This window comes from Rhizobium sp. IY2 (assembly GCF_047532935.1).
Taxonomy (GTDB): Bacteria; Pseudomonadota; Alphaproteobacteria; order Rhizobiales; family Rhizobiaceae; genus Rhizobium; species Rhizobium anhuiense.
In genome coordinates this window covers 92,318-112,942 of the sequence record NZ_JBLKNU010000009.1, presented here as the reverse complement: position 1 = coordinate 112,942, position 20,625 = coordinate 92,318, and the positions used below count along the sequence as shown (strand labels likewise).

16 protein-coding genes are annotated in these 20,625 nt (G+C 63.0%); 7 read left to right on the top strand and 9 right to left on the bottom strand.

Going from position 1 to position 20,625, the window contains the following annotated elements; genetic code table 11:
- The first annotated feature begins 71 nt into the window (after positions 1-71).
- Both ACMUVN_RS24455 and ACMUVN_RS24450 read left to right on the top strand, forming a co-directional pair.
- Entirely contained in the window at positions 72-1,109 is a 1,038-nt protein-coding gene (locus ACMUVN_RS24455) for a DUF4424 domain-containing protein (RefSeq protein ID WP_245434913.1), read from the top strand.
- 218 nt (positions 1,110-1,327) lie between these two features.
- On the top strand, positions 1,328-3,265 hold the full coding sequence (locus tag ACMUVN_RS24450) for a methyl-accepting chemotaxis protein (RefSeq protein ID WP_097622951.1): 1,938 nt from the start codon (positions 1,328-1,330) through the stop codon (positions 3,263-3,265).
- A gap of 231 nt (positions 3,266-3,496) precedes the next feature.
- On the opposite strand, the gene dxs is transcribed toward ACMUVN_RS24450, so the two are convergent.
- Complete coding sequence (gene dxs, locus ACMUVN_RS24445; RefSeq protein ID WP_097542842.1) at positions 3,497-5,413, bottom strand: 1-deoxy-D-xylulose-5-phosphate synthase; 1,917 nt, start codon at positions 5,411-5,413, stop codon at positions 3,497-3,499.
- A 317-nt stretch (positions 5,414-5,730) separates the two neighbouring features.
- On the opposite strand from dxs, the gene ACMUVN_RS24440 reads away from it, so the two are divergent.
- Complete coding sequence (locus ACMUVN_RS24440) at positions 5,731-7,719, top strand: phospholipase D-like domain-containing protein (RefSeq protein WP_097622950.1); 1,989 nt, start codon at positions 5,731-5,733, stop codon at positions 7,717-7,719.
- Between the two features lie 39 nt (positions 7,720-7,758).
- Here ACMUVN_RS24440 and ACMUVN_RS24435 read toward each other — a convergent pair whose 3' ends face one another.
- The 4 genes from ACMUVN_RS24435 to ACMUVN_RS24420 all read right to left on the bottom strand — a co-directional run bounded on the left by ACMUVN_RS24435 (position 7,759) and on the right by ACMUVN_RS24420 (position 10,902).
- Entirely contained in the window at positions 7,759-8,682 is a 924-nt protein-coding gene (locus ACMUVN_RS24435) for a pirin family protein (RefSeq protein WP_047613896.1), read from the bottom strand.
- 176 nt (positions 8,683-8,858) lie between these two features.
- Entirely contained in the window at positions 8,859-9,626 is a 768-nt protein-coding gene (locus ACMUVN_RS24430) for an SDR family NAD(P)-dependent oxidoreductase (RefSeq protein ID WP_047613898.1), read from the bottom strand.
- An 86-nt stretch (positions 9,627-9,712) separates the two neighbouring features.
- Positions 9,713-9,964, bottom strand: coding sequence for an exodeoxyribonuclease VII small subunit (locus ACMUVN_RS24425; protein WP_047613900.1), 252 nt, complete (start codon positions 9,962-9,964; stop codon positions 9,713-9,715).
- Between the two features lie 2 nt (positions 9,965-9,966).
- A complete protein-coding gene (locus ACMUVN_RS24420; protein ID WP_047613902.1) occupies positions 9,967-10,902 on the bottom strand; it encodes a histone deacetylase family protein in 936 nt (311 codons plus the stop codon).
- 243 nt (positions 10,903-11,145) lie between these two features.
- On the opposite strand from ACMUVN_RS24420, the gene ACMUVN_RS24415 reads away from it, so the two are divergent.
- Positions 11,146-11,547, top strand: coding sequence for an acyl-CoA thioesterase (locus tag ACMUVN_RS24415; protein WP_047615391.1), 402 nt, complete (start codon positions 11,146-11,148; stop codon positions 11,545-11,547).
- A 50-nt stretch (positions 11,548-11,597) separates the two neighbouring features.
- Here the strand turns inward: ACMUVN_RS24415 and ACMUVN_RS24410 are convergent, their stop codons facing one another.
- Positions 11,598-12,248, bottom strand: coding sequence for a GntR family transcriptional regulator (locus ACMUVN_RS24410; protein ID WP_047614433.1), 651 nt, complete (start codon positions 12,246-12,248; stop codon positions 11,598-11,600).
- A gap of 175 nt (positions 12,249-12,423) precedes the next feature.
- On the opposite strand from ACMUVN_RS24410, the gene ACMUVN_RS24405 reads away from it, so the two are divergent.
- The 3 genes from ACMUVN_RS24405 (at position 12,424) to ACMUVN_RS24395 (ending at position 16,868) form a co-directional block, all read left to right on the top strand.
- A complete protein-coding gene (locus ACMUVN_RS24405) occupies positions 12,424-13,812 on the top strand; it encodes a malonyl-CoA decarboxylase (protein ID WP_132574129.1) in 1,389 nt (462 codons plus the stop codon).
- On the top strand, positions 13,809-15,323 hold the full coding sequence (locus tag ACMUVN_RS24400) for a malonate--CoA ligase (protein ID WP_414815544.1): 1,515 nt from the start codon (positions 13,809-13,811) through the stop codon (positions 15,321-15,323). Before ACMUVN_RS24405 ends, ACMUVN_RS24400 begins: the two co-directional genes overlap by 4 nt.
- A gap of 198 nt (positions 15,324-15,521) precedes the next feature.
- The gene (locus tag ACMUVN_RS24395; protein ID WP_047613909.1) at positions 15,522-16,868 is read left to right on the top strand and encodes an SLC13 family permease; all 1,347 of its coding nucleotides are present in this window, start codon (positions 15,522-15,524) and stop codon (positions 16,866-16,868) included.
- 66 nt (positions 16,869-16,934) lie between these two features.
- Here the strand turns inward: ACMUVN_RS24395 and ACMUVN_RS24390 are convergent, their stop codons facing one another.
- The 3 genes from ACMUVN_RS24390 to ACMUVN_RS24380 are packed head-to-tail and all read right to left on the bottom strand — an operon-like array spanning position 16,935 to position 20,615.
- A complete protein-coding gene (locus tag ACMUVN_RS24390; protein WP_183905853.1) occupies positions 16,935-18,203 on the bottom strand; it encodes a glycerate kinase in 1,269 nt (422 codons plus the stop codon).
- 11 nt (positions 18,204-18,214) lie between these two features.
- Positions 18,215-19,288 (bottom strand): tartrate dehydrogenase, encoded by a 1,074-nt coding sequence (locus ACMUVN_RS24385; protein ID WP_047613913.1) that lies wholly within the window; start codon positions 19,286-19,288, stop codon positions 18,215-18,217.
- A gap of 28 nt (positions 19,289-19,316) precedes the next feature.
- Complete coding sequence (locus ACMUVN_RS24380) at positions 19,317-20,615, bottom strand: MFS transporter (protein ID WP_183905852.1); 1,299 nt, start codon at positions 20,613-20,615, stop codon at positions 19,317-19,319.
- Positions 20,616-20,625 lie beyond the last annotated feature (10 nt).

Here is a 20,625-nt window from a genome sequence, read left to right as displayed (position 1 = left end):
ACCCTCAAAAGCTTTCGGCGATAATCCTGCCGCGGCGATCGCGGGGCGGGCCGCAGACACGGGGGTGTTTTATGCTGAAGCTCTTCACTCTGCCTGTCGTGGGGCCCGTCGCGGTGGGGCCTATCGCTGCGGGGCTTGTTGCGGCGGGGATAGCATCGCCCGCATTTGCGAACGATACGATGGCCGAGGTCAAGACCGGCGGGCTGATCTTCGCCCAATCCGACGATGTCAGCATGGCGCAAGAGGATCTTTTCATCTCCGCTTCGGAAGTGCGGGTCGACTATGTCTTCGAGAACAGCTCCGACAAGGATGTCGAAAGCCTGGTCGCCTTCCCAATGCCTGACATCACGGGCCAGATCGACAACATCTCCGCCATATCAGATTATGACAGCGACAATTTCCTGCATTTTTCCACCGTGCAGGATGGCAGGCCGATCAGCGCCAAACTGCAGCAGCGCGTCGTCTCGCTCGGTATCGACGTCACCGACGAGTTCGCCAAACACGGCATTCCTGTCCTGCCCTACAGCCAGAAGACCGCCGAGGCGCTCGCCAAGCTTCCCGAAGCGGTCCGCAAGGACTGGATCGCCCGCGGCCTGATCTATTCCATGGGTGCGGGCGATGCCGGGGGCGATCTCGTGCCGCTCTGGACGCTGCGCTCGACCTATTGGTGGCGCACCACCTTTCCGGCGAAGAAGAAGGTCAGCGTCGAGCATCGTTACAAGCCGGCCGTCGGCGGCACCGTCGCCATCAGCTTTCTCGAAAATGGCGAGCCGAAGGGCGAACGCTTCGAGGAATATTCCCGCAAATACTGTCTGGACGGAGATTTCGTCAGGGTTGCCCAGCAGCGGGCCAGGGAAGCCGAGGCCGGAGGGGCGAACTATACCGAAAGCTGGATCTCCTATGTGCTGTCGACCGGCGCCAACTGGGCGGGGCCGATCCGGCGCTTCCAGCTGACGATCGACAAGGGCAAGCCCGCCAGCCTCATCAGCTTCTGCGGCAGCAACGTGCAGAAGATCGGTCCGACGACCTTCCGGATGACGGCTGAGGATTTCGATCCCGCGAAGGATTTCGACATCCTGATCCTCAATCCGCCGGAGGCGGCACAATAATCATCGGCCCCGACCGCCGCAGCGCACAAATTTAAACAAATTTAAAGCCCGTCCGCATAGGTTTGGCTTGATTGCAGCGGTTCGTCCGAACTGTTTCGTGCCATGACGGCGCCGGCATCCTATCGCCAATCATGTTCTCAGGTTCAGAAGTCCCTGCGGTTGCGCCTTTCGCGCCACCCGCCTTTTGCCGCGTCGACTGTCGTCAGGAGAAATCACCGATGTCCGCCAAAAACATATCCTTGAACGGTAAGCTTGCGGCCACGTTCGCAGCCCTCATTCTCATCTTCGTCGCCGTTTCCGCTTTCGTTTATTCCAAGGCGATGGCGTCGGCGGCCGCTTCCGCCGAGCAGGAAAAGTCCGAGCTGCTCGTCAACCAGATCGACGATGCGCTGCAGGCGATGCTCGAACAGGCCGTCAATCTGCGCGGCTTCATCCTTTTCCGCAGTGACAGCACCTATGGCGATGTCTTCGCCAATCGCGAGCGCATGCTGAAGGCGATTGCCGCTGCCAAGCAGACGGCGGCTGATGAGCCGCAGCTGGTCGAGATGATCGACGGCATGCAGAAGGCCGCCGACCTCTATTTCCATGAACTGGCCGAGCCGCAGACCAAGGCGCGCAAGGAAACCGACATGCCGATCGAAGAGGTCGTCAAGATCGGCGTCAACGCCACCAAGGGCCAGCTCGACGGCTTCCGCCAGGCCTCCGCCAAGATTAAGGCCAGCGCCCGTGAAAAGTCGAATGCGCTCGCCGCGGTCCGCGCCGATGCCAACCGCGATCTGAAGACGACGCTGCTTGCCGGCGGCATCCTCGCCTCGCTGGCCGCTGCCGTGCTCGCCTGGCTGATGTCGCGCACCATCGTCCGCCCGGTCGTCGGCATGACCGCGGCCATGGATCGCCTCGCCGGCGGCCAGAACGACATCGAGGTTCCGGCGGTTGAGCGCGGCGACGAAATCGGCCGCATGGCCCAGTCGGTGCTGGTGTTCAAGCAGGCTGCCATCGAGAAGCTGCGCCTTGCCGGCGAGACCGACCGCATGCGCGATGACGCCGAGCGCCAGCGCCGGGCAAACGACGAGCAGAAGGCGCGCGAGGAAGGCGAGCTTCGCCATGCCATCGACGCTTTGGCGGGCGGCCTTGCCGAGCTTGCCAATGGCGATATGGCCGGTCGTATCCAGACGCCGTTCGCCGCGCAATATGACAGCCTGCGCAATGACTTCAACCAGGCCGTCGAAAAGCTGCAGGCCGCTCTGCAGTCGGTCGGCCGCAACGCCTCGGCGATCAATGCCGGCGCCGGCGAAATCCGCTCGGCTGCCGACGATCTCGCCCACCGCACCGAGCAGCAGGCTGCCGCCGTCGAAGAGACCGCTGCAGCGCTTGAGGAAGTGACGACGACCGTACGCGACAGCGCCAAGCGCGCCGAGGATGTCGGCAATCTCGTCGAGCGCACCCGCCTCGGCGCCGAAAAATCCGGTGAAGTCGTCCGCAAGGCGGTCTCCGCAATGCAGCAGATCGAGAAGTCCTCGGGCGAAATCTCCAATATCATCGGCGTCATCGACGACATCGCCTTCCAGACCAACCTCTTGGCTCTGAACGCAGGCGTCGAGGCAGCGCGCGCCGGCGATGCCGGCAAGGGCTTTGCCGTCGTCGCCCAGGAAGTGCGCGAACTCGCCCAGCGTTCGGCCAAGGCCGCCAAGGAGATCAAGGCTTTGATCACCACCTCGGGCGAACAGGTCGTCGCCGGCGTCTCGCTCGTCGGCGAGACCGGCAAGGCGCTGGAAGCGATCGTTTCCGAGGTGCAGGAGATCAACCACCACGTCAACGCCATCGTCACCGCCACCCGCGAACAGTCGATCGGCCTGCAGGAGATCAACACCGCCGTCAACAACATGGACCAGGGCACGCAGCAGAATGCCGCCATGGTCGAGGAGCAGACTGCGGCAAGCCATGCGCTCGCCCAGGAGGCAAATGCCCTCGACGAGCTGCTGCGCCAGTTCAAGCTCGGCGAGGCAGCCCCAGCGCCGCGGGCAACCGTTGCCACCGCAAACGCCCGCCCGGTCGCCTCTCCGGCCCACGCTCTCACCCGCACCGTCGCCAAGGCCTTCGGCGGCAGGCAGGCGAGTGCCGCGGCTACCGTTCAGGAAGAGTGGACGGAGTTCTGAGAAGCGCTTTCTTCGGAAAGGCACGTTGAACAAAGGGGGCGGTGCAGTGATGCGCCGCCTTTTTCTATTGAGATGACCTGCTTGGCGGCCCCCTCATCCGCCTGCCGGCACCTTCTCCCCGAGGGGAGAAGAGTTTTGCGGCGACGTTTCGATTCCCTCTTCTCCCCTCGGGGAGAAGGTGCCCGTAGGGCGTATGAGGGGGCCACACGGCACGCCCTCACATAGCCTCGGCTACCCAGCAACCCCAACCGCAACACCGCGCCCCAGCGCCTTGAACACCGTCGAGACGATGCCGGCGCGGTCGAGGCCCGCATGGGCGTTCATCGCTTCGGGCTTGGCCTGTTCCATCCAGATGTCGGGCATGACGAGCGAGCGCAGTTTCAGGCCGTTGTCGAGCAGGCCTTCGTTGGCGAGGAAGTGCATCACATGGCTGCCGAAGCCGCCGATCGAGCCTTCTTCGACGGTGATGACGATCTCGTGGTGGCGGGCAAGCTGGCGGATCAGCTCGTGATCGAGCGGCTTGGCGAAGCGCGCATCGGCGACCGTCGTCGACAGCCCCGCGGCGTCGAGATCCTCGGCGGCGAGCAGACAATCGGCCAGCCTTGTGCCGAAGGAGAGCAGCGCTACTTTGGTGCCTTCCTTGACGATGCGGCCCTTGCCGATCTGCAGGATTTCGCCGCGCGCCGGCATGTCGACGCCGACGCCTTCGCCGCGCGGATAGCGGAACGAGATCGGCCCGGCATCATAGGCGACAGCCGTGCGCACCATGTGCTTGAGTTCGGCCTCATCGGCGGCCGCCATCACCACGAAGCCGGGCAGGGTGGTGAGGAAGGCGGTGTCGAAGGAGCCGGCATGCGTCGGCCCGTCGGCGCCGACGAAGCCGGCGCGGTCGATCGGGAAACGCACCGGCAGTCCCTGGATCGCCACGTCGTGCACGACCTGGTCGTAGGCGCGCTGCAGGAAGGTGGAATAGAGGGCGGCGAAGGGCTTGTAGCCTTCCGCCGCAAGGCCGGCGGCGAAGGTCACGGCATGCTGTTCGGCGATACCGACATCGAAGCAGCGCGACGGAAAGAGCTCGGCGAGCTTGTCGAGGCCGGTACCATTCGGCATGGCGGCGGTGATGCCGACGATCTTGTCGTCGAGCGCAGCCTCCTGCACCAGCGCTTCGGCAAAGACGCTGGTATAGCTCGGCGCATTCGGCTTGACCCTGGCCTGGGCGCCGGTGATGACGTCGAACTTGTTGACGCCGTGATATTTGTCGGCAGCTGCTTCCGCCGGCGGATAGCCCTTGCCCTTCTGGGTGACGACGTGGATCAGCACCGGTCCGCGGCCATTGTCGCGCACATTGCGCAACACGGGCAGCAGGTGGTCGAAGGAATGCCCGTCGATCGGGCCGATATGGTAGAAGCCCATCTCTTCGAACATCGTGCCGCCGGTGACATAGCCGCGCGCATGCTCGACGGCGCGGGTGATCGCCCGGTCGATGTTCTTGCCGAGATAGGCCGTCAGCTTCTTGCCGAGATCGCGGAAGCCCATATAGGTGCGGCCCGAGGCGAGGCGGGCGAGATAGGCGCTCATCGCGCCGGTCGGCGGCGCGATCGACATGTCGTTGTCGTTGAGGATGACGATCAGCCGGGCATCGAGCGCGCCGGCATTGTTCAGCGCCTCATAGGCCATGCCGGCCGACATCGCCCCGTCGCCGATGACGGCGATGACCCGGCGATCGGTCTTGTCGAGATCGGCGGCAATCGCCATGCCGAGGCCGGCCGAGATCGAGGTCGAGGAATGCGCCGCCCCGAAGGGATCATATTCGCTCTCGGCCCGGCGGGTGAAGCCGGACAGCCCGTCTTCCTGGCGCAGCGTGCGGATGCGGTCGCGCCGGCCGGTGAGGATCTTGTGCGGATAACATTGATGGCCGACATCGAAGATCAGCCGATCATCAGGCGTGTCGAAGACGCTGTGGATGGCGATCGTCAGTTCGACGACGCCAAGACCGGCGCCGAGATGACCGCCGGTACGCGACACCGCATCGATCATCTCGTCCCGGACTTCGCGGGCGAGCTGCGGCAGGTCGCGATCCTCGAGCTTGCGCAGGTCGGCGGGATAGATGACCTGGTCGAGCAGGGGGGTCTTCGGCAGTTGTGTCACGGGCGGGCGCTCTTTCTTGCTTTTCCTTGTTCCGCTTTATTCGATTAGATTGCGGCAAAACAAGTGCATTTCAGGAACCGAAGGTTTTCACCCTAGAGCATGACGCTGAAAAGTGTGAGCGGTTTTGCACGATATCACGCTCTATTTCTGTGGTTAATCGAAGCCGGGTCGGCGAAATCGCCATGAGGTGGGGAGGCCCGATCTTCGCCGGGGCGTGTGCCGCTTCTCCCTGCTGTCGCGGTGGCAACCGAAGGAGAGGCGCTTGAATATGACACGGAATGGTAGCAAAGTCGCCGCACTGGCTGGGGGGACGGGGCATGGGAACGATTGTTGCAGCGCACGCCTATGTGAACAACGAGGTCGCCTATGTGGCCTGGGACATAGACGCCAAGATCGATGGATGTCTCGGATTTGAAGTCGTCCGCGTCTATCTCGACGAGCAGGGGAACGTCGCGAAAAGACCCGATGGTGCGGATGACCGCGTAACCTGTGCCGCGTGGGTCGCCTTCAAGGGTCAGCGCAATCGACACTGGCTGCCGCAAACGACGTCGCTCTGGCCGGTGCAGAAGCTGTCCTGGCGCGATCTCACGCTGCGCAAGCGGCGCAACGAAATGAGACGGCGGCCGGACGAGGTCCACCTGCGTTACGAAATCCGTCCGCTCGGCGACCTGAAGCCGGGCATGCAGGCAGCACCCGATCCGACGCCGCAGCTCGTCGAAATCAACAAGCGGGACGGAAACGGCAGGCCGGTCAAGAAGGCCGACGGCACCTATGAGAAGATCGCGGTCAAGGCCTATGAGGGCCCGCCGCGGCCGCTCGGTTATCTCGGGCCGGCTGTCGCCAGCAATCCCGTCCATGTGACGCGCAAGCGTGGCGCCTTCGAGTCCACCTTCACCAACGGCATCCTCGCCGCGCAGTGGCTGAGAAACGTCCTGCTGGAGGACGGCGTGAAGCAGCCGAACGAGCTGATCGAGATGATTTCCAACCCGTCGAACGGCATCCGCAAATATCTTGCCGGCGATGTCATTCCGATGCTCAAGGGCTTCATCAATGCGCCCGGCCGCTTCCTTGTCGCCCTCTACGAACTGGAGGACGAGGAACTGCTGGAGCTGCTGCTTGCCAACAAGGACAAGTTGCGCATCATCCTCGCCAACACCGGAAAGGTCGGCGACGCCTGGGATGTGCGCAATGCGCATGCACGCCAGGCGCTGGTCGATGCCGGCGTCGAAATTCACCACCGGATGTTCAACAATTCGAGCCAGATCGGCCACAACAAATTCGTCGTGCATATTCCGTCCGATGGCGCTGCGCGCAGCGTCTTCACCGGCAGCACCAACTGGACGGCGACGGGGCTTGCCGGCCAGTCCAACAACGCGTTGATCGTTCGGAACGATGCGGTTGCCGCCGCCTATGTCACCTATTGGGAGCGGATGCTGGAAGACAATGCGACGCTGGAAGCGCCCATCGAATTTGATGACGGCATGCCCGACAACCAGCAGAGCAAGGAGTTCCGACGCTTCAACGAGACGCCTTCTCTTGTCCCGATCGGCGATGAGGCCTCGGGGCATTCGGTCGAGGCGTGGTTCTCACCGAACATGCAGAGCCGCAGAAAGGGCAAGGCAACGCCGCCCGATCTTCGCGAAGTCTACCGGCTGATGCGCCGTGCCGAACATGCGGTGCTGTTTCTGGCCTTCTATCCCGGTCAGTCGGGCAGGGATTGCATTGTCGGCGAGGCGATCGATATCGGCCTCAAGGACCAGAAGCTGATCGTCACCGGCGCGGTTTCCAGCGCCCAGGCCATGCCCAACTACGTCGCCGGCAAGAAGAACGATCCCGACGATGAGGACGACGATGTCGACGCCGTCTCGCCCCACACATTCGAGGAGGCCAATGTCTCGATCGTCCGGGCTTCGCGGATCGACGACCGCCAGCTGTTGGCGGATTTCGGCGCGGAGGAACTGACGGCCAAGAAGGTGGGCGCCATCATCCACGACAAGGTGCTGGTGATCGATCCCCTGTCGGAGGATTGCGTCGTCGTGCTCGGCAGCCACAATCTCGGCTTCAAGGCCTCTTACGGCAATGACGAAAACATGCTGATCGTCAAAGGCGACCGCGCGCTTGCCGAGGCCTATGCGGTGCATATTCTCGATGTCTATGACCACTATCGGTTCCGCGCCGTCGAGGCGGAATTGAAGCGCCAGGGCAAGAAGGGCTGGTCGGGCTTTCTCAATGTCGACGACAGTTGGCAGGAGGGCTACGTCAACCGCACGAAGGGCGCGCTGACGCGATATTTCGCCAAGGGTTGAAGGTCCGGAGAGGTCGACAGCCGCGCTCCGCTGCTGCCGTCAGCCCTCCGGCAAAGGCACGAATTCCTCTTCGTCGCCGGGCACGATGTCGAAGCGGCCGGAGCGCCATTCCTCCTTGGCCTTTTCGATCCGCTCTTTCGAGGACGACACGAAATTCCACCAGATATAACGTTTCGAATTCAGGCTGGCACCGCCGAAGAGCATCAGATGACAGCCATCGCGGCCGGCTTCCAGCGTGATTGCATCGCCCGGCCGGAAGACCAGCAGCTGGTCGGCGGCAAAACGGTCGCCCGATATGACGACCTCGCCCGAGAGCACGTAGACGGCGCGCTCTTCATGGGCCGCGCCGAAGGGAAATTTGGCGCCGGGCTGCAGGTCGAGATCGACATAGAGCGTGTCGGAGAAAACGCCGACCGGCGACGTCATGCCTTCGAACGAGCCGATGACCACACGCCCGCGCACGCCTGTTGTCTCGATCAGCGGCATCTCGGTCTTTTCCGTATGGGCGAAGGAGGGATCGATCTCCTCCTTGTCGTCGGGCAGCGCCAGCCAGGTCTGCAAGCCCGACATCAGCAGCGGATGGCCGCGCAGATTGTCGGGTGTGCGCTCGGAATGCACGATGCCGCGGCCCGCCGTCATCAGGTTGATATCGCCGGGGCGGATGACCTTTTCGGTGCCGAGGCTGTCGCGATGGCGGATCTCGCCGTCGAAGAGATAGGTGACCGTCGACAGGCCGATATGCGGATGCGGCTTGACGTCGAGCGCCTCATCCGGCTTCAGGATCGCCGGACCCATGCGGTCGAAGAAGATGAACGGCCCGACGAGCCGCCGCTGTCTCGTTGGCAGCGCGCGGCGCACCTGAAACCCGCCGATATCGCTGGTGCGCGGGATGATCAGGTTCTCGATTGCGTCGCAGGCGAAGGCATCGCCGGGCAGGGGATCTTTACCGGGAAAGAAGGACATCAGGGATCTCCGATCGCAAAGGCTTCAGGCACAGATAGTGCCTGGAGCGCCGCACGTCCAATCGGACGCGCTAAGGACGCTCCAGCACCTGAAAGCGCGCCGCACGTCCAATCGGACGCGCTAAGGACGCTCCAGACGTGAAAGTGCGCCGCGCGTCCAATCGGACGCTGCATGGCTCAGATCGCCGTGAAGCCGTTATCGACGAAGAGATGCGCACCGTTGACGAAGCTCGACTCGTCGCTGGCGAGATAAAGGGCGGCGCGCGCCACATCCTCCGGCTCGCCGATCCGTCCCTGCTGGGCGGCAATGGCGGCGTCGGAAACATCGACACCGAGCGCCTGCAGGTCGGCCACCTCGCGCAGGCCGTGCGGCGTGCGGATGAAGCCGGGGCAGACGGCGTTGCAGCGGATGTTGCGATCACGGAATTCCACGGCGATGGCGCGGGCAAACATATGCACCGCCCCTTTGGTCGTGTCGTAGAGCACTTCCATCGGCGTGGCGGCGACCGCCGAGATCGACGAGGTGCAGACGATCGATCCGCCGCCGCTTTCAATCATCTTCGGCAGCACCGCCTTGGTCATCAGGAACATCGAGCGCACATTGACGGCGTGCAGCCAGTCCCATTCCTCGACGGTCGTTTCCAGGAAAGGTTTGATGACGATCGTGCCGGCATGGTTGAAGAGCACGGTGACGGCGCCATAACGCGCCTCGACACCGGCGACGGCGGCATTGACGGCGGCTTCGTCGGAAACGTCAGCCGTCCAGCATTCGGCCTCGCCGCCGGCATCACGGATCGCTTTGACGGTCTCGGCGGCTGCATCGCCATTGCGGTCGATGATCGCAACGCGCGCGCCTTCCGCTGCAAAAAGCTTCGAGGCGGCACCGCCCATGCCGGTCGCGCCCCCCGAGACAATGGCGACCTTGCCCTTCAATCTGTCCGACATTTTTCCGTCCCCTCATTGTTTGCAAGGGGATCATAGATCGGTCTGAAGCCGATCGCCAAGCGCCTTAAAGAGAGTTCCGGTACGCCTCAGGCGCCGTCGAGCGGCTCGACGGCCTGCGGCTTGCCGGCGCGGTCGAGCCGGATCTTCTCGATGCGGTTTTCGGCGGCCGAAAGCAGGGTTTCGCAATGTTTCTTCAACGCTTCGCCGCGCTCATAGATTTCGATGGATTCATCCAGCGCCACATCGCCGCGCTCCAGCCGGGCGACGATGCTTTCGAGTTCGGCAACCGCCTTTTCGAAGGAAAGGCCCGATACCTCAGGCTTGGCGCTGTCAGTCATTCTCAACCCTTCATCATTCGCAGAATATGCATGCCCGCCGATTCGGCGAGTCCCTCGAGATCATAACCGCCTTCGAGCAGGCTGACGACCCGGTTCTTGGCGTGCCGGTCGGCCAGTTCGAGCACGCGCCCGGTCGCCCAGTCGAAATCCTCGCCGGTCAGGTTGATCTGCGCCAAGGGATCGCGGTGATGGGCGTCGAAGCCGGCGGAGATGATGATCAGATCCGGCCGGAAATCGTCAAGGGCCGGCAGCACGCGCGATTTGAACGCCTCGCGGAAATGGTCGCTGCCGACATTCGGCGAAAGCGGCGCATTGACGATGGTGTTGTGCTTGCCCTTCTCGTCCTTGGCGCCGGTGCCGGGATAGAGCGGCATCTGATGCGTCGAGCAGAACAGCACCGAGGCATCGTCCCAGAAGATATCCTGCGTGCCGTTGCCGTGATGCACGTCCCAGTCGACGATGGCGACACGCTCGGCGCCATGCATTTTTTGTGCGTGGCGAGCGGCGATCGCCGCATTGTTGAAGAAACAGAAGCCCATCGCCGTCATCTTCTCGGCATGGTGCCCCGGCGGGCGGGCGGCGACGAAGACATTGTCGGCCCGGCCGGTAAAGACGTCGTCGACTGCGGCCATCGCCCCGCCTATGCCGGTCAGCGCCGCCTGCAGGCTCTTTGGGCTGGCATAAGTATCGGCTTCGATCTGGTTGATCTCATCCTCTTCCTCGGGGATCTCCCGCATCACGGCGATGAGATGTTCTTCGGGATGGGCCAGCAGCACCGCATCCTCGCTCGCCTGCGGCGCTTGCCGGCGCTCCAGCCGCTCGAAATTCGGATGTTCCAGCGCGACATTGATGGCGCGGATCCTGTCCGATCGCTCCGGATGGCCGGCGGGGGTCACGTGTTCCAGGAAGATCGGGTGTTCATAAAGACGGGTGCTCATGGAGACACTCTATCGGTCGCTTATGTCATGTGCCACAGCAGATGGGGCATCGCCCGACGATTTCAACAAGCGCCGTTGCCGCGCCGTCCGACCGCCCGCTCTATTTTTGCGGCATTGCGCCGGTTACCTCGGAGGCGCTGTAACACTTTGAACTGTTGTATAATTTCATCCCTAAACCGGTTTCAGTTTAAGGAATTATGCAGTACTGTCATCAATGGGGAACTTTGTAAGGCAGTTGCGTTGATGAGTCAGTCGAAACGTCCTGATGTGACGGACATACGCGTGCCGTTTCGCGATGTCGATATGAACGGCCGAATGTTTCTGGCCTCCTATATTTCCTATGCCGAATCCGTACTTGCAAGCTTCTGGTCGTCGCGGCCCGATGTCGATGACGAACCGGTCTATAGCCCCAGCAAAGTTTCCTGCATGCTCCACCGCCCACTGCACTACGACGAGCCGGTCACCTTCACCACCACCGTCGACAAGATCGGCATGCATTCCATCGGCTTCCTCGTTTCGATCGACACCGGGGAGGAGCGTGCCGCCGAGGTCGAGATCATCTGGCAGGCCCGCACCCGCGAGGACCAGTCGCCGGCCTCGCTGCCGGAGGAAACGCGCGACTGGCTGTATCGGTTTCTGGATTAGGGTGCCGTGCGGACGGCGGGATACGCTTCCGTTTTCAAGCTGGAGTCCAATCACCTGGCCGCCATGCTTGCGACCAGATCGCTGAACCTCTCTCCCTGAATGCCGACATGCGTCCGCAGCAGGCGGCGGGCTTCGTCGCCGTCTCCGGCAAAGATCGCCTCGACGATGGCGCAATGTTCGGAGAAGGAGGTCGACAGGCGGTTGCGCACGCGCAGCTGGAGGCGGCGGTAGGGCCGCAGGCGGCGGTGCAATTGCAGGCATTGCTCCTCGAGGAACTCGCTGCGGCCGGCTGCGTAGATGGCCTTATGGAATTCCTCATTGTCGTAATAATAGGCGTCGCTGTCACCGGCCGCGGCCGATTGTTCGCAGCGGCTGTGGGTGGCGGTGATCGCTTCCCGGGAGGCCTTGTCCAGCCGTCGGGCGGCGAGCGACCCGGCCAGGCCCTCCAGCTCGGCCATCACCTCGAACATTTCATAGACGCGGTGCGGCCCCGGATCGATGACAATCGCGCCTCTGCGCGGCCGGATTTCGATGAGGCCGATCGCATCGAGCTGCATCAGCGCCTCGCGCACCGGTGTGCGGGAAACCCCGAAACGCGTCGCAAGCACCATTTCGTCGAGCCGCTCACCGGGGGAGAACTCGTTGGAAAGAATTGAATTTTCAATTTCATCCCGAAGCCATCGGCCGACATTTTCGGACATACGTTTCACTTCCATCATACATAAACACGATTCTTGTATACACGATTGTTGACCTCATGTACGAAGAGTGGCATTCTACATACTACCGGTGAAACCCGACGATGGGAAGCAGCCGTCAAAACGATCCGTGCACCCGCGGCCGGCAGAAGAAACCAGCGGAAGAGAGGAGAATGGCATGTCTGAGGCTTCCTTCTTCACCGACATGCTGCAGAGCATCACCGATCGCGGACGCCAGCTTCTGTTTTCCGGCGCGCGCGCCACGCAGGCCGCAGCCAAGGCCGATCTCCAGACGCTCTGTGAAATGCTGCTGTCGAGCCGGGGCGAAGCCTCGGGCATGGCGCTAGCCGCCGAGATTCTCGATCGCTGGGAGGCGCTCGACAGTGAGGGCGCGCAGGCATTTCTCGATATGCTGCATGAAAAGTTCGGGCCCGACACGGTGAGGCTCGACCAGGCGATTGAAAACTACCGCACCGACAAAAGCTCTGCCGCAATCATTGCCCTCCACCAGGCAGCCGAGCCGCGTCGACAGGAGCTTCTGCGCCGATTGAACCATGCCCCGAACGGCACGGCCAAGCTCGTCCGGATGCGCCAGCAGCTGCTTGCGTCCAAAGACCAATCCGAAGGTTATCACGCGCTTGACGCCGACTTCACCCATCTGTTCGGCTCCTGGTTCAATCGCGGTTTCCTGACGCTGCGTCCGATCGACTGGACGACGCCGGCTTACATCCTTGAAAAGATCATCAAATACGAGGCCGTGCACGAGATCGCCGGCTGGGAGGAACTGCGCCGCCGTCTGGCGCCGGCCGACCGTCGATGCTTTGCCTTCTTCCACCCCCGGCTGGCCGACGAGCCGCTGGTGTTCGTCGAGGTGGCGCTGACACGATCGGTGCCGAGCGCGATCGGCGATGTGCTCGTCGAGGGCAGGGAGCAGATCAATGCCGACGAGGCGACGACGGCCGTCTTCTATTCGATCTCCAACTGCCAGGACGGCTTGCGCGGCATCTCGTTCGGCAACTTCCTGATCAAGCAGGTCGTCGAAGACCTGCGCAGAGATCTGCCCGGCCTGAAGAATTTCGTAACGCTGTCGCCGGTGCCGGGTTTTGCCCGTTGGCTCGCCAAGGCGCGCCCGGAAACGCTGACGGCGCTCGACGACCCGAAATGGCCCGACAACGAGAAGACGGCGGCCGAAGTGGAGCGCGTGCTGCTGCCGCTTGCGGCGCGCTATTTCCTGACCGAACGGACGCCGGAGGGCCGCCCCGTCGATCCCGTCGCCCGCTTCCATCTCGGCAACGGCGCTCGACTGGAAAGACTGAATTTTCTCGGAGACCGCTCGGCCAAGGCGATGCAGCAGGCCCACGGCCTGATGGTCAACTATCTCTACAAGCTCGACGACATCGTGGCCAACCACGAGGCCTTAGCGCAGCGCGGCGAGGTGATTGCCTCGCCGGCCGTCAAAAGCCTGCTCAGCCAGACCGACGAAAGCCGCCGCAGCGGCAATGGCCAGCAAGGCTCCCGGCCATTCGCACAGATAATGAACACCACGCTTGGAGGAGGGCGAAAGTGAGCAACCATCTTTTCGACGCCATGCGGGCGGCTGCGCCCGGTGACGCACCGTTCATCCGGATCGATGACACCCGTACATGGACCTATGACGACGCCTTCGCTCTTTCCGGCCGGCTTGCCGGCGCGATGGACACGCTCGGCATTCGCCCGGGCGACCGGGTGGCGGTGCAAGTCGAAAAAAGCGCCGAGGCATTGATCCTCTATCTCGCCTGCCTTCGAACCGGCGCGGTCTACCTGCCGCTCAACACCGCCTATACGCTGGCCGAGCTCGATTACTTCATTGGCGATGCGGAGCCGCGTCTGGTGGTCGTGGCGCCGGCTGCCCGGGAAGGCGTGGCGGCGATCGCCAAGTCCCACGGCGCGATCGTCGAAACGCTCGATGCCGATGGCCGCGGCTCGTTGCTGGATCTCGCCCGCGATGAGCCGGCCGACGTTGTCGATGCCTCGCGCACTGCTGACGATCTGGCGGCAATCCTCTACACTTCGGGAACGACGGGCCGTTCCAAGGGGGCGATGCTCACCCATGGCAACCTGCTCTCGAACGCCCTGACCTTGCGGGACTATTGGCGCGTCACATCAGACGACCGGCTGATCCACGCCTTGCCGATCTTCCACACCCATGGGCTGTTCGTCGCCACGAACGTTACGCTGCTCGCCGGCGCCTCGATGTTCCTGCTGTCGAAATTCGACGCCGACGAGGTCGTTTCGCTAATGCCTGAGGCAACGATGCTGATGGGCGTGCCGACCTTTTACGTGCGCCTCCTGCAGAGCCCGCGCCTCGACAAGCAAGCGGTCGCCAACATCCGCCTGTTCATCTCCGGTTCGGCGCCACTGCTTGCCGAAACCCATACCGAGTTCCTTGCCCGCACCGGTCACGCCATTCTCGAGCGCTACGGCATGACCGAAACCAACATGAACACGTCGAACCCCTATGAGGGGAAACGCATTGCCGGAACGGTCGGCTTCCCGCTGCCTGACGTGACGGTGCGCGTCACCGATCCCGCCACTGGGCTCGAGCTGCCGCCTGATGAAACCGGCATGATCGAGATCAAGGGGCCGAACGTCTTCAAGGGCTATTGGCGTATGCCGGAAAAGACCGCGGCCGAATTCACCGCCGACGGTTTCTTCATCAGCGGCGATCTCGGCAAGATCGACCGGGACGGCTATATCCACATCGTCGGCCGCGGCAAGGACCTGGTGATTTCGGGCGGATACAACATCTACCCGAAGGAGGTCGAGGGCGAGATCGACCAGATCGAGGGTGTGGTCGAGAGCGCTGTCATCGGCGTGCCGCATCCCGATTTCGGAGAAGGTGTCACTGCCGTCGTCGTGCGCAAACCCGGCGCCGTGCTCGACGAAAAGACCATCGTCAGCTCCCTTCAGGACCGTCTCGCCCGCTACAAACAACCCAAGCGCATCATCTTCGCCGACGACCTGCCGCGCAACACGATGGGCAAGGTTCAGAAGAACATCCTGCGGCAGCAATACGCCGATCTTTATACAAGGACCTAGAGCAATTCCAGGAAAAGTGTGAAGCGGTTTTCCGCCGGGAATTGCGTAAAAACAAAGACTTAGAGCGGTTCTGCGTTTCCATGAAAAGCTGAACCGCTCTAAGGCGGTCGCGCCCTCTGGGAGGAGGGTGCGCCGGCATCCCGCATCGATCTTGAACACAACAGCTACGGCGCTGGAGGCGTCGGAGGGAGGGGAATCATGGGTATTGAATTACTGGCCATAGGCCTGCTGGTCGCCATGTTCATCATTGCGACGATCCAGCCGATCAACATGGGTGCGCTCGCCTTTGCCGGCGCCTTCGTGCTCGGCTCGATGATCCTCGGCATGAAGACCAACGATATATTTGCCGGTTTTCCGAGTGATCTGTTCCTGACGCTCGTCGCCGTCACCTACCTCTTTGCGATCGCGCAGATCAACGGCACGATCGACTGGCTCGTCGAATGTGCCGTGCGCCTGGTGCGCGGGCGGATCGGCTTGATCCCCTGGGTGATGTTCCTGGTCGCCGCCGTCATTACCGGCTTCGGGGCTCTTGGGCCGGCCGCGGTCGCCATTCTCGCGCCCGTCGCCTTGAGCTTTGCCGTGCAGTACCGCATTCACCCGGTCATGATGGGCCTGATGGTGATCCATGGCGCGCAGGCGGGCGGCTTTTCGCCGATCAGCATCTATGGCGGTATCACCAACCAGATCGTCGCCAAGGCCGGCCTGCCTTTTGCGCCGACCTCGCTGTTTCTCTCCAGCTTCTTCTTCAACCTGGCGATCGCGGTGCTGGTCTTCTTCATTTTCGGCGGCGCAAAGGTGATGAGGCAGGACGCCGCATCGCTTGGCCCCTTGCCCGAACTCCATCCCGAGGGCGTGTCGGCGTCGATCAGAGGTCACGGCGGCACGCCGGCAAAACCGATCAGGGAACATGCCTATGGGACGGCGGCCGATACCGCGACGACGCTGCGCCTGAACAATGAGAGAATTACCACCTTGATCGGCCTGACGGCGCTCGGCATCGGCGCCCTGGTCTTCAAGTTCAACGTCGGCCTCGTCGCCATGACCGTGGCGGTCGCCCTGGCGCTGTTGTCGCCGAAGACCCAGAAGGCGGCAATCGACAAGGTCAGTTGGTCGACCGTGCTGCTGATTGCCGGCATCATCACCTATGTCGGCGTCATGGAGAAGGCCGGAACGGTCGATTACGTGGCGAACGGCATATCCAGTCTCGGCATGCCGCTGCTGGTGGCGCTGCTGCTGTGCTTTACCGGCGCCATCGTCTCGGCCTTCGCCTCCTCGACCGCGCTGCTCGGCGCGATCATCCCGCTCGCCGTTCCCTTCCTCCTGCAAGGGCATGTCAGCGCCATCGGCGTGGTCGCGGCGATCGCCATCTCGACGACGATCGTCGATACCAGCCCATTCTCCACCAACGGCGCCCTAGTCGTGGCCAATGCGCCGGATGACAGGCGCGAGCAGGTGCTGCGGCAGCTGCTGATCTACAGCGCGCTGATCGCCATCATCGGCCCGATCGTCGCCTGGCTGGTGTTCGTCGTGCCCGGGCTGGTGTGACGGCGCATGTCGGCAGACGCGCTTGCCGGCCTGACGGTCGCCCACTCCTCAGGCTTGATCACCGTGTCAGACGATGAGTATGGCGCGGATATCGTTGACATTGGTCAGGGTCGGCCCGGTTTTGACGAGATCGCCGATCTCGTCAAAGAATGAATAGCTGTCGTGCGAAGCGAGATGAGCCCGGGCATCGAGTCCCTTCTTGAGGCCGCGCTCCAACGTGTCGGGAGTGACGACTGCACCCGCCGCATCTTCGGTGCCGTCGATGCCGTCGGTATCGCCGGCAATCGCCCATATTCCGGCATGTCCCTTGAGGGCCACCGCAAGCCCGAGGAGGAATTCGGTGTTGCGGCCACCGCGGCCCGCGGCTTCGCGGCCGATCGACACCGTTCCTTCGCCGCCCGACAAAAGAACGGCAGGTCCGCGAACGGGAAGCCCCTTGATCTTTGCGGATAGGGCGATGCCCGCCATGACCGTGCCGAGCTCGCGCGCCTCTCCCTCGATGGCATCGCCGAGGACAAGTGGTTGCAGGCCTGCGCTGGCGGCCGCTTTTGCCGCGCTCTCCAGGGCCAGCGAGGGGGCGGCGATGATGCGGACATCGCTCTCGAGATCGGCGGGCTTCGGCGTCTCGTCACCGCTGTCGAGGACGGCGCGTGCCGTATCGGGCAGGACGATCCTGTAGCGGGATAGGATGCCGCGAACCTCGTCGATCGTGCTTTGATCGGCGATCGTCGGGCCGGAGGCGATGGATGCGGGATCATCGCCCGGCACATCGGAGATAACAAGGGTAACGACTTTCGCGGGCCGGGCGGCCAGGCCGAGACGGCCTCCCTTGATCCGCGAGAGGTGTTTGCGAACGGCGTTCATCTCGGAGATCGTCGCGCCGCTCGCCAGAAGCGCACGATTGACGCTCTGCTTGTCCGCTAAAGTCATGCCGCCCGCCGGAGCGACCAGAAGCGCCGACCCGCCGCCCGAGATGAGAGCAATCACCAGATCGTCCGGTGTCAATCCGCGAACGGCCTGCAAAAGATCGGCAGCCGCCGTTTGGCTCATCGCATCCGGAACGGGGTGCGATGCCTCGATGATGCGGATACGACCGGCAGGCACCGCGTGACCATAGCGTGTGACGACGACGCCGGAGACATCGACATCCGGCCAGGCGCTGTCGAGAGCGGCGGCCATGGCCGCCGACGCTTTTCCGGCGCCGACGACGATGCATCGGCCTCTCGGCTTGTCCGGGAGGTTCTTAAGAATCGCCCGCTGCGGATTGGCGCTTTCGACCGCTGCGTCAAAGATCTGATGCAGCACTGCCCGTGCTTTCTGATCGGTCCAGACCATCGGTGGATCGTTCAGACGTTCGATGCGTGGATTGCATCGACGACCGCGTCGGTGACTTCCTTGGTGTTGGCCGTTCCGCCGACGTCTGGCGTCAATATGCCTGCCCCCGTCACCCGTTCGACGGCCCGCATCAGGCGTGCGGATGCATCTGTTTCACCGAGATGGTCGAGCATCTGCGCCGCTGTCCAGAAGGTCGCCACCGGGTTTGCGATGCCCTTGCCGGTGATGTCGAAAGCAGAACCATGGATCGGCTCGAACATCGACGGGAAGCGGCGTTCCGGATCGATGTTGGCGGTCGGCGCGACGCCGAGGCTGCCCGCGAGCGCGCCGGCAAGGTCCGAGAGGATATCGGCATGGAGATTGGTGGCGACGATGGTGTCGAGGCTCCTGGGATTGAGGGTCATGCGGACGGTCATGGCGTCGACGAGCATCTTGTCCCAGGTGACATCGGGGAATTCCGTGGCCACTTCGGCCGCGATTTCATCCCACATCACCATGCCGTGCCGCTGGGCATTGGATTTGGTGACGACGGTCAGGAACTTGCGCGGCCGGGACTGGGCGAGCTTGAAGGCATAGCGCATGATGCGGGTGACGCCGACGCGGGTGAAGATGGCGACCTCAGTGCCGACCTCTTCCGGCAGCCCCCTATGGGCACGGCCGCCATGGCCGGAATATTCGCCTTCGGAGTTTTCGCGGACGATAACCCAGTCCAGATCGCCCGGGCCGCAGTTGCGCAGTGGCGGCGTGATCCCGGGCAAAATCTTCGTCGGGCGAACATTCGCATACTGGTCGAAGCCCTGGCAGATCGGCAGCCGCAAACCCCAGAGCGTGATGTGGTCGGGAACATCCGGCGCGCCGACGGCGCCGAAATAGATGGCGTCGAACTTCTTCAGCTGCTTCAAGCCATCGGCCGGCATCATGACGCCGTGTTTTTTGTAATAGTCGGATCCCCAGTCGAAATTTTCGACGTTGAACTTGATCCCGCCTTCGCGCTTCTCGATGGCAGCCAGGACGCGTGTGCCGGCCGCGATGACTTCAGGACCGATGCCGTCGGCGGGGATGGTGGCGATTGCATATTCACGCATGGCTATTCTCCGATCGTGTCAGGGGTGATCAGTGTTGACTGGCGGCGCGGGTATCAGCCGCCTTGGGGCCGGACCGCGCCAGGACGAGTGTGAGGATTGCCGAGATCACCAGGAGCCCGGCGACGAAATAGAGGCCACCGGCGAAACTCCCGGTCGTGTCCTTGATCCACCCGATCATCGACGGACCGACGAAGCCGCCGAGATTGCCGATGGAGTTGATGGTGGCGATGCCGGCCGCCGCAGCCGGGCCGGACAGGAACAGGGTCGGCATGCTCCAGAGCGGCGGCTTCGAGCAGCTGATGCCGATGTTGACGAGGGTGAGAGCGATCAGGACCATGTATACGCTGGTCGCACCCGTTGCGAAGGCCAGCCCTGCGGCCGCCAGCAGGCAGGCGCCGACCACGTGCCATGTCCGTTCGCCCGTCCTGTCGGAATGACGCGCCCAAAGAACCATGGCGACCACGGCGAAAATGCCGGGAACAGCATTGATGAAGCCGACCTCGAACGCCGACAGGCCGAACTGTTTGATGATCTGCGGAGCCCAGATGCCCAAGGTGTAAAGCCCGGCAGAGGTGCCGAAATAAACCAGGGCGAGGGCAAAGACGCGGATGTCGGCCAGTCCCGCCAGGATGCTGTGGCTGGCCAGGCTTTTGCCCGCCTGTTCGGCATTCATTGTTTTGACGAGCCAGCTGCGCTCTTCATCCGTCAGCCATTTCGCCTTTTCCGGGCGATCGGTGAGATAGAAGAGGACGATGACACCCAGGATGATGGCTGGGGCTGCTTCGATCAGGAACATCCACTGCCAGCCGGCAAGGCCGAGAAGACCGTGCATTTCCATCAGCGCACCGGAGACCGGCGACCCCAGGACCGTGGAGAGCGGTGCTGCGGCCATGAAGATCGCGGTCACCGCGGCGCGGCGGCGGGCCGGGAACCAGAAGCTGAGATAGAGGATGATACCGGGGAAAAAGCCCGCTTCGGCGACGCCGAGAAGAAAGCGCAGGATGTAGAAGCTGGTGGTCTCCTGCACGAACGCCATGAGGCCGGAGACGATCCCCCAGCTGATCATCACCCGAGCGATCCAGATGCGGGCGCCGACCTTGTTGAGAATGAGGTTCGAGGGAACTTCGAAAAGGAAATAACCGACGAAGAAGATGCCCGCGCCGATGCCGAAGACGGTGGACGAGAAGCCGAGGTCCTCATTCATCGTCAGGGCGGCAAAGCCGATATTCACGCGGTCGAGGAACGCGATGAAATACAGCAGCATGATGAACGGTACGATGCGGAATGTGATTTTGCGCAAGACACGCGTTTCCAAGTCGTGAGTCACGACGGTCTCC

Coding starts and splice junctions, on each gene's coding strand:
- ACMUVN_RS24455 (WP_245434913.1), top strand. CDS start 72: ATGCTGAAGCTCTTCACTCTGCCTGTCGTGGGGCCCGTCGCGGTGGGG.
- ACMUVN_RS24450 (WP_097622951.1), top strand. CDS start 1,328: ATGTCCGCCAAAAACATATCCTTGAACGGTAAGCTTGCGGCCACGTTC.
- ACMUVN_RS24440 (WP_097622950.1), top strand. CDS start 5,731: ATGGGAACGATTGTTGCAGCGCACGCCTATGTGAACAACGAGGTCGCC.
- ACMUVN_RS24435 (WP_047613896.1), bottom strand. CDS start 8,682: ATGTCCTTCTTTCCCGGTAAAGATCCCCTGCCCGGCGATGCCTTCGCC.
- ACMUVN_RS24430 (WP_047613898.1), bottom strand. CDS start 9,626: ATGTCGGACAGATTGAAGGGCAAGGTCGCCATTGTCTCGGGGGGCGCG.
- ACMUVN_RS24425 (WP_047613900.1), bottom strand. CDS start 9,964: ATGACTGACAGCGCCAAGCCTGAGGTATCGGGCCTTTCCTTCGAAAAG.
- ACMUVN_RS24420 (WP_047613902.1), bottom strand. CDS start 10,902: ATGAGCACCCGTCTTTATGAACACCCGATCTTCCTGGAACACGTGACC.
- ACMUVN_RS24415 (WP_047615391.1), top strand. CDS start 11,146: ATGAGTCAGTCGAAACGTCCTGATGTGACGGACATACGCGTGCCGTTT.
- ACMUVN_RS24410 (WP_047614433.1), bottom strand. CDS start 12,248: ATGTCCGAAAATGTCGGCCGATGGCTTCGGGATGAAATTGAAAATTCA.
- ACMUVN_RS24405 (WP_132574129.1), top strand. CDS start 12,424: ATGTCTGAGGCTTCCTTCTTCACCGACATGCTGCAGAGCATCACCGAT.
- ACMUVN_RS24395 (WP_047613909.1), top strand. CDS start 15,522: ATGGGTATTGAATTACTGGCCATAGGCCTGCTGGTCGCCATGTTCATC.
- ACMUVN_RS24390 (WP_183905853.1), bottom strand. CDS start 18,203: ATGGTCTGGACCGATCAGAAAGCACGGGCAGTGCTGCATCAGATCTTT.
- ACMUVN_RS24385 (WP_047613913.1), bottom strand. CDS start 19,288: ATGCGTGAATATGCAATCGCCACCATCCCCGCCGACGGCATCGGTCCT.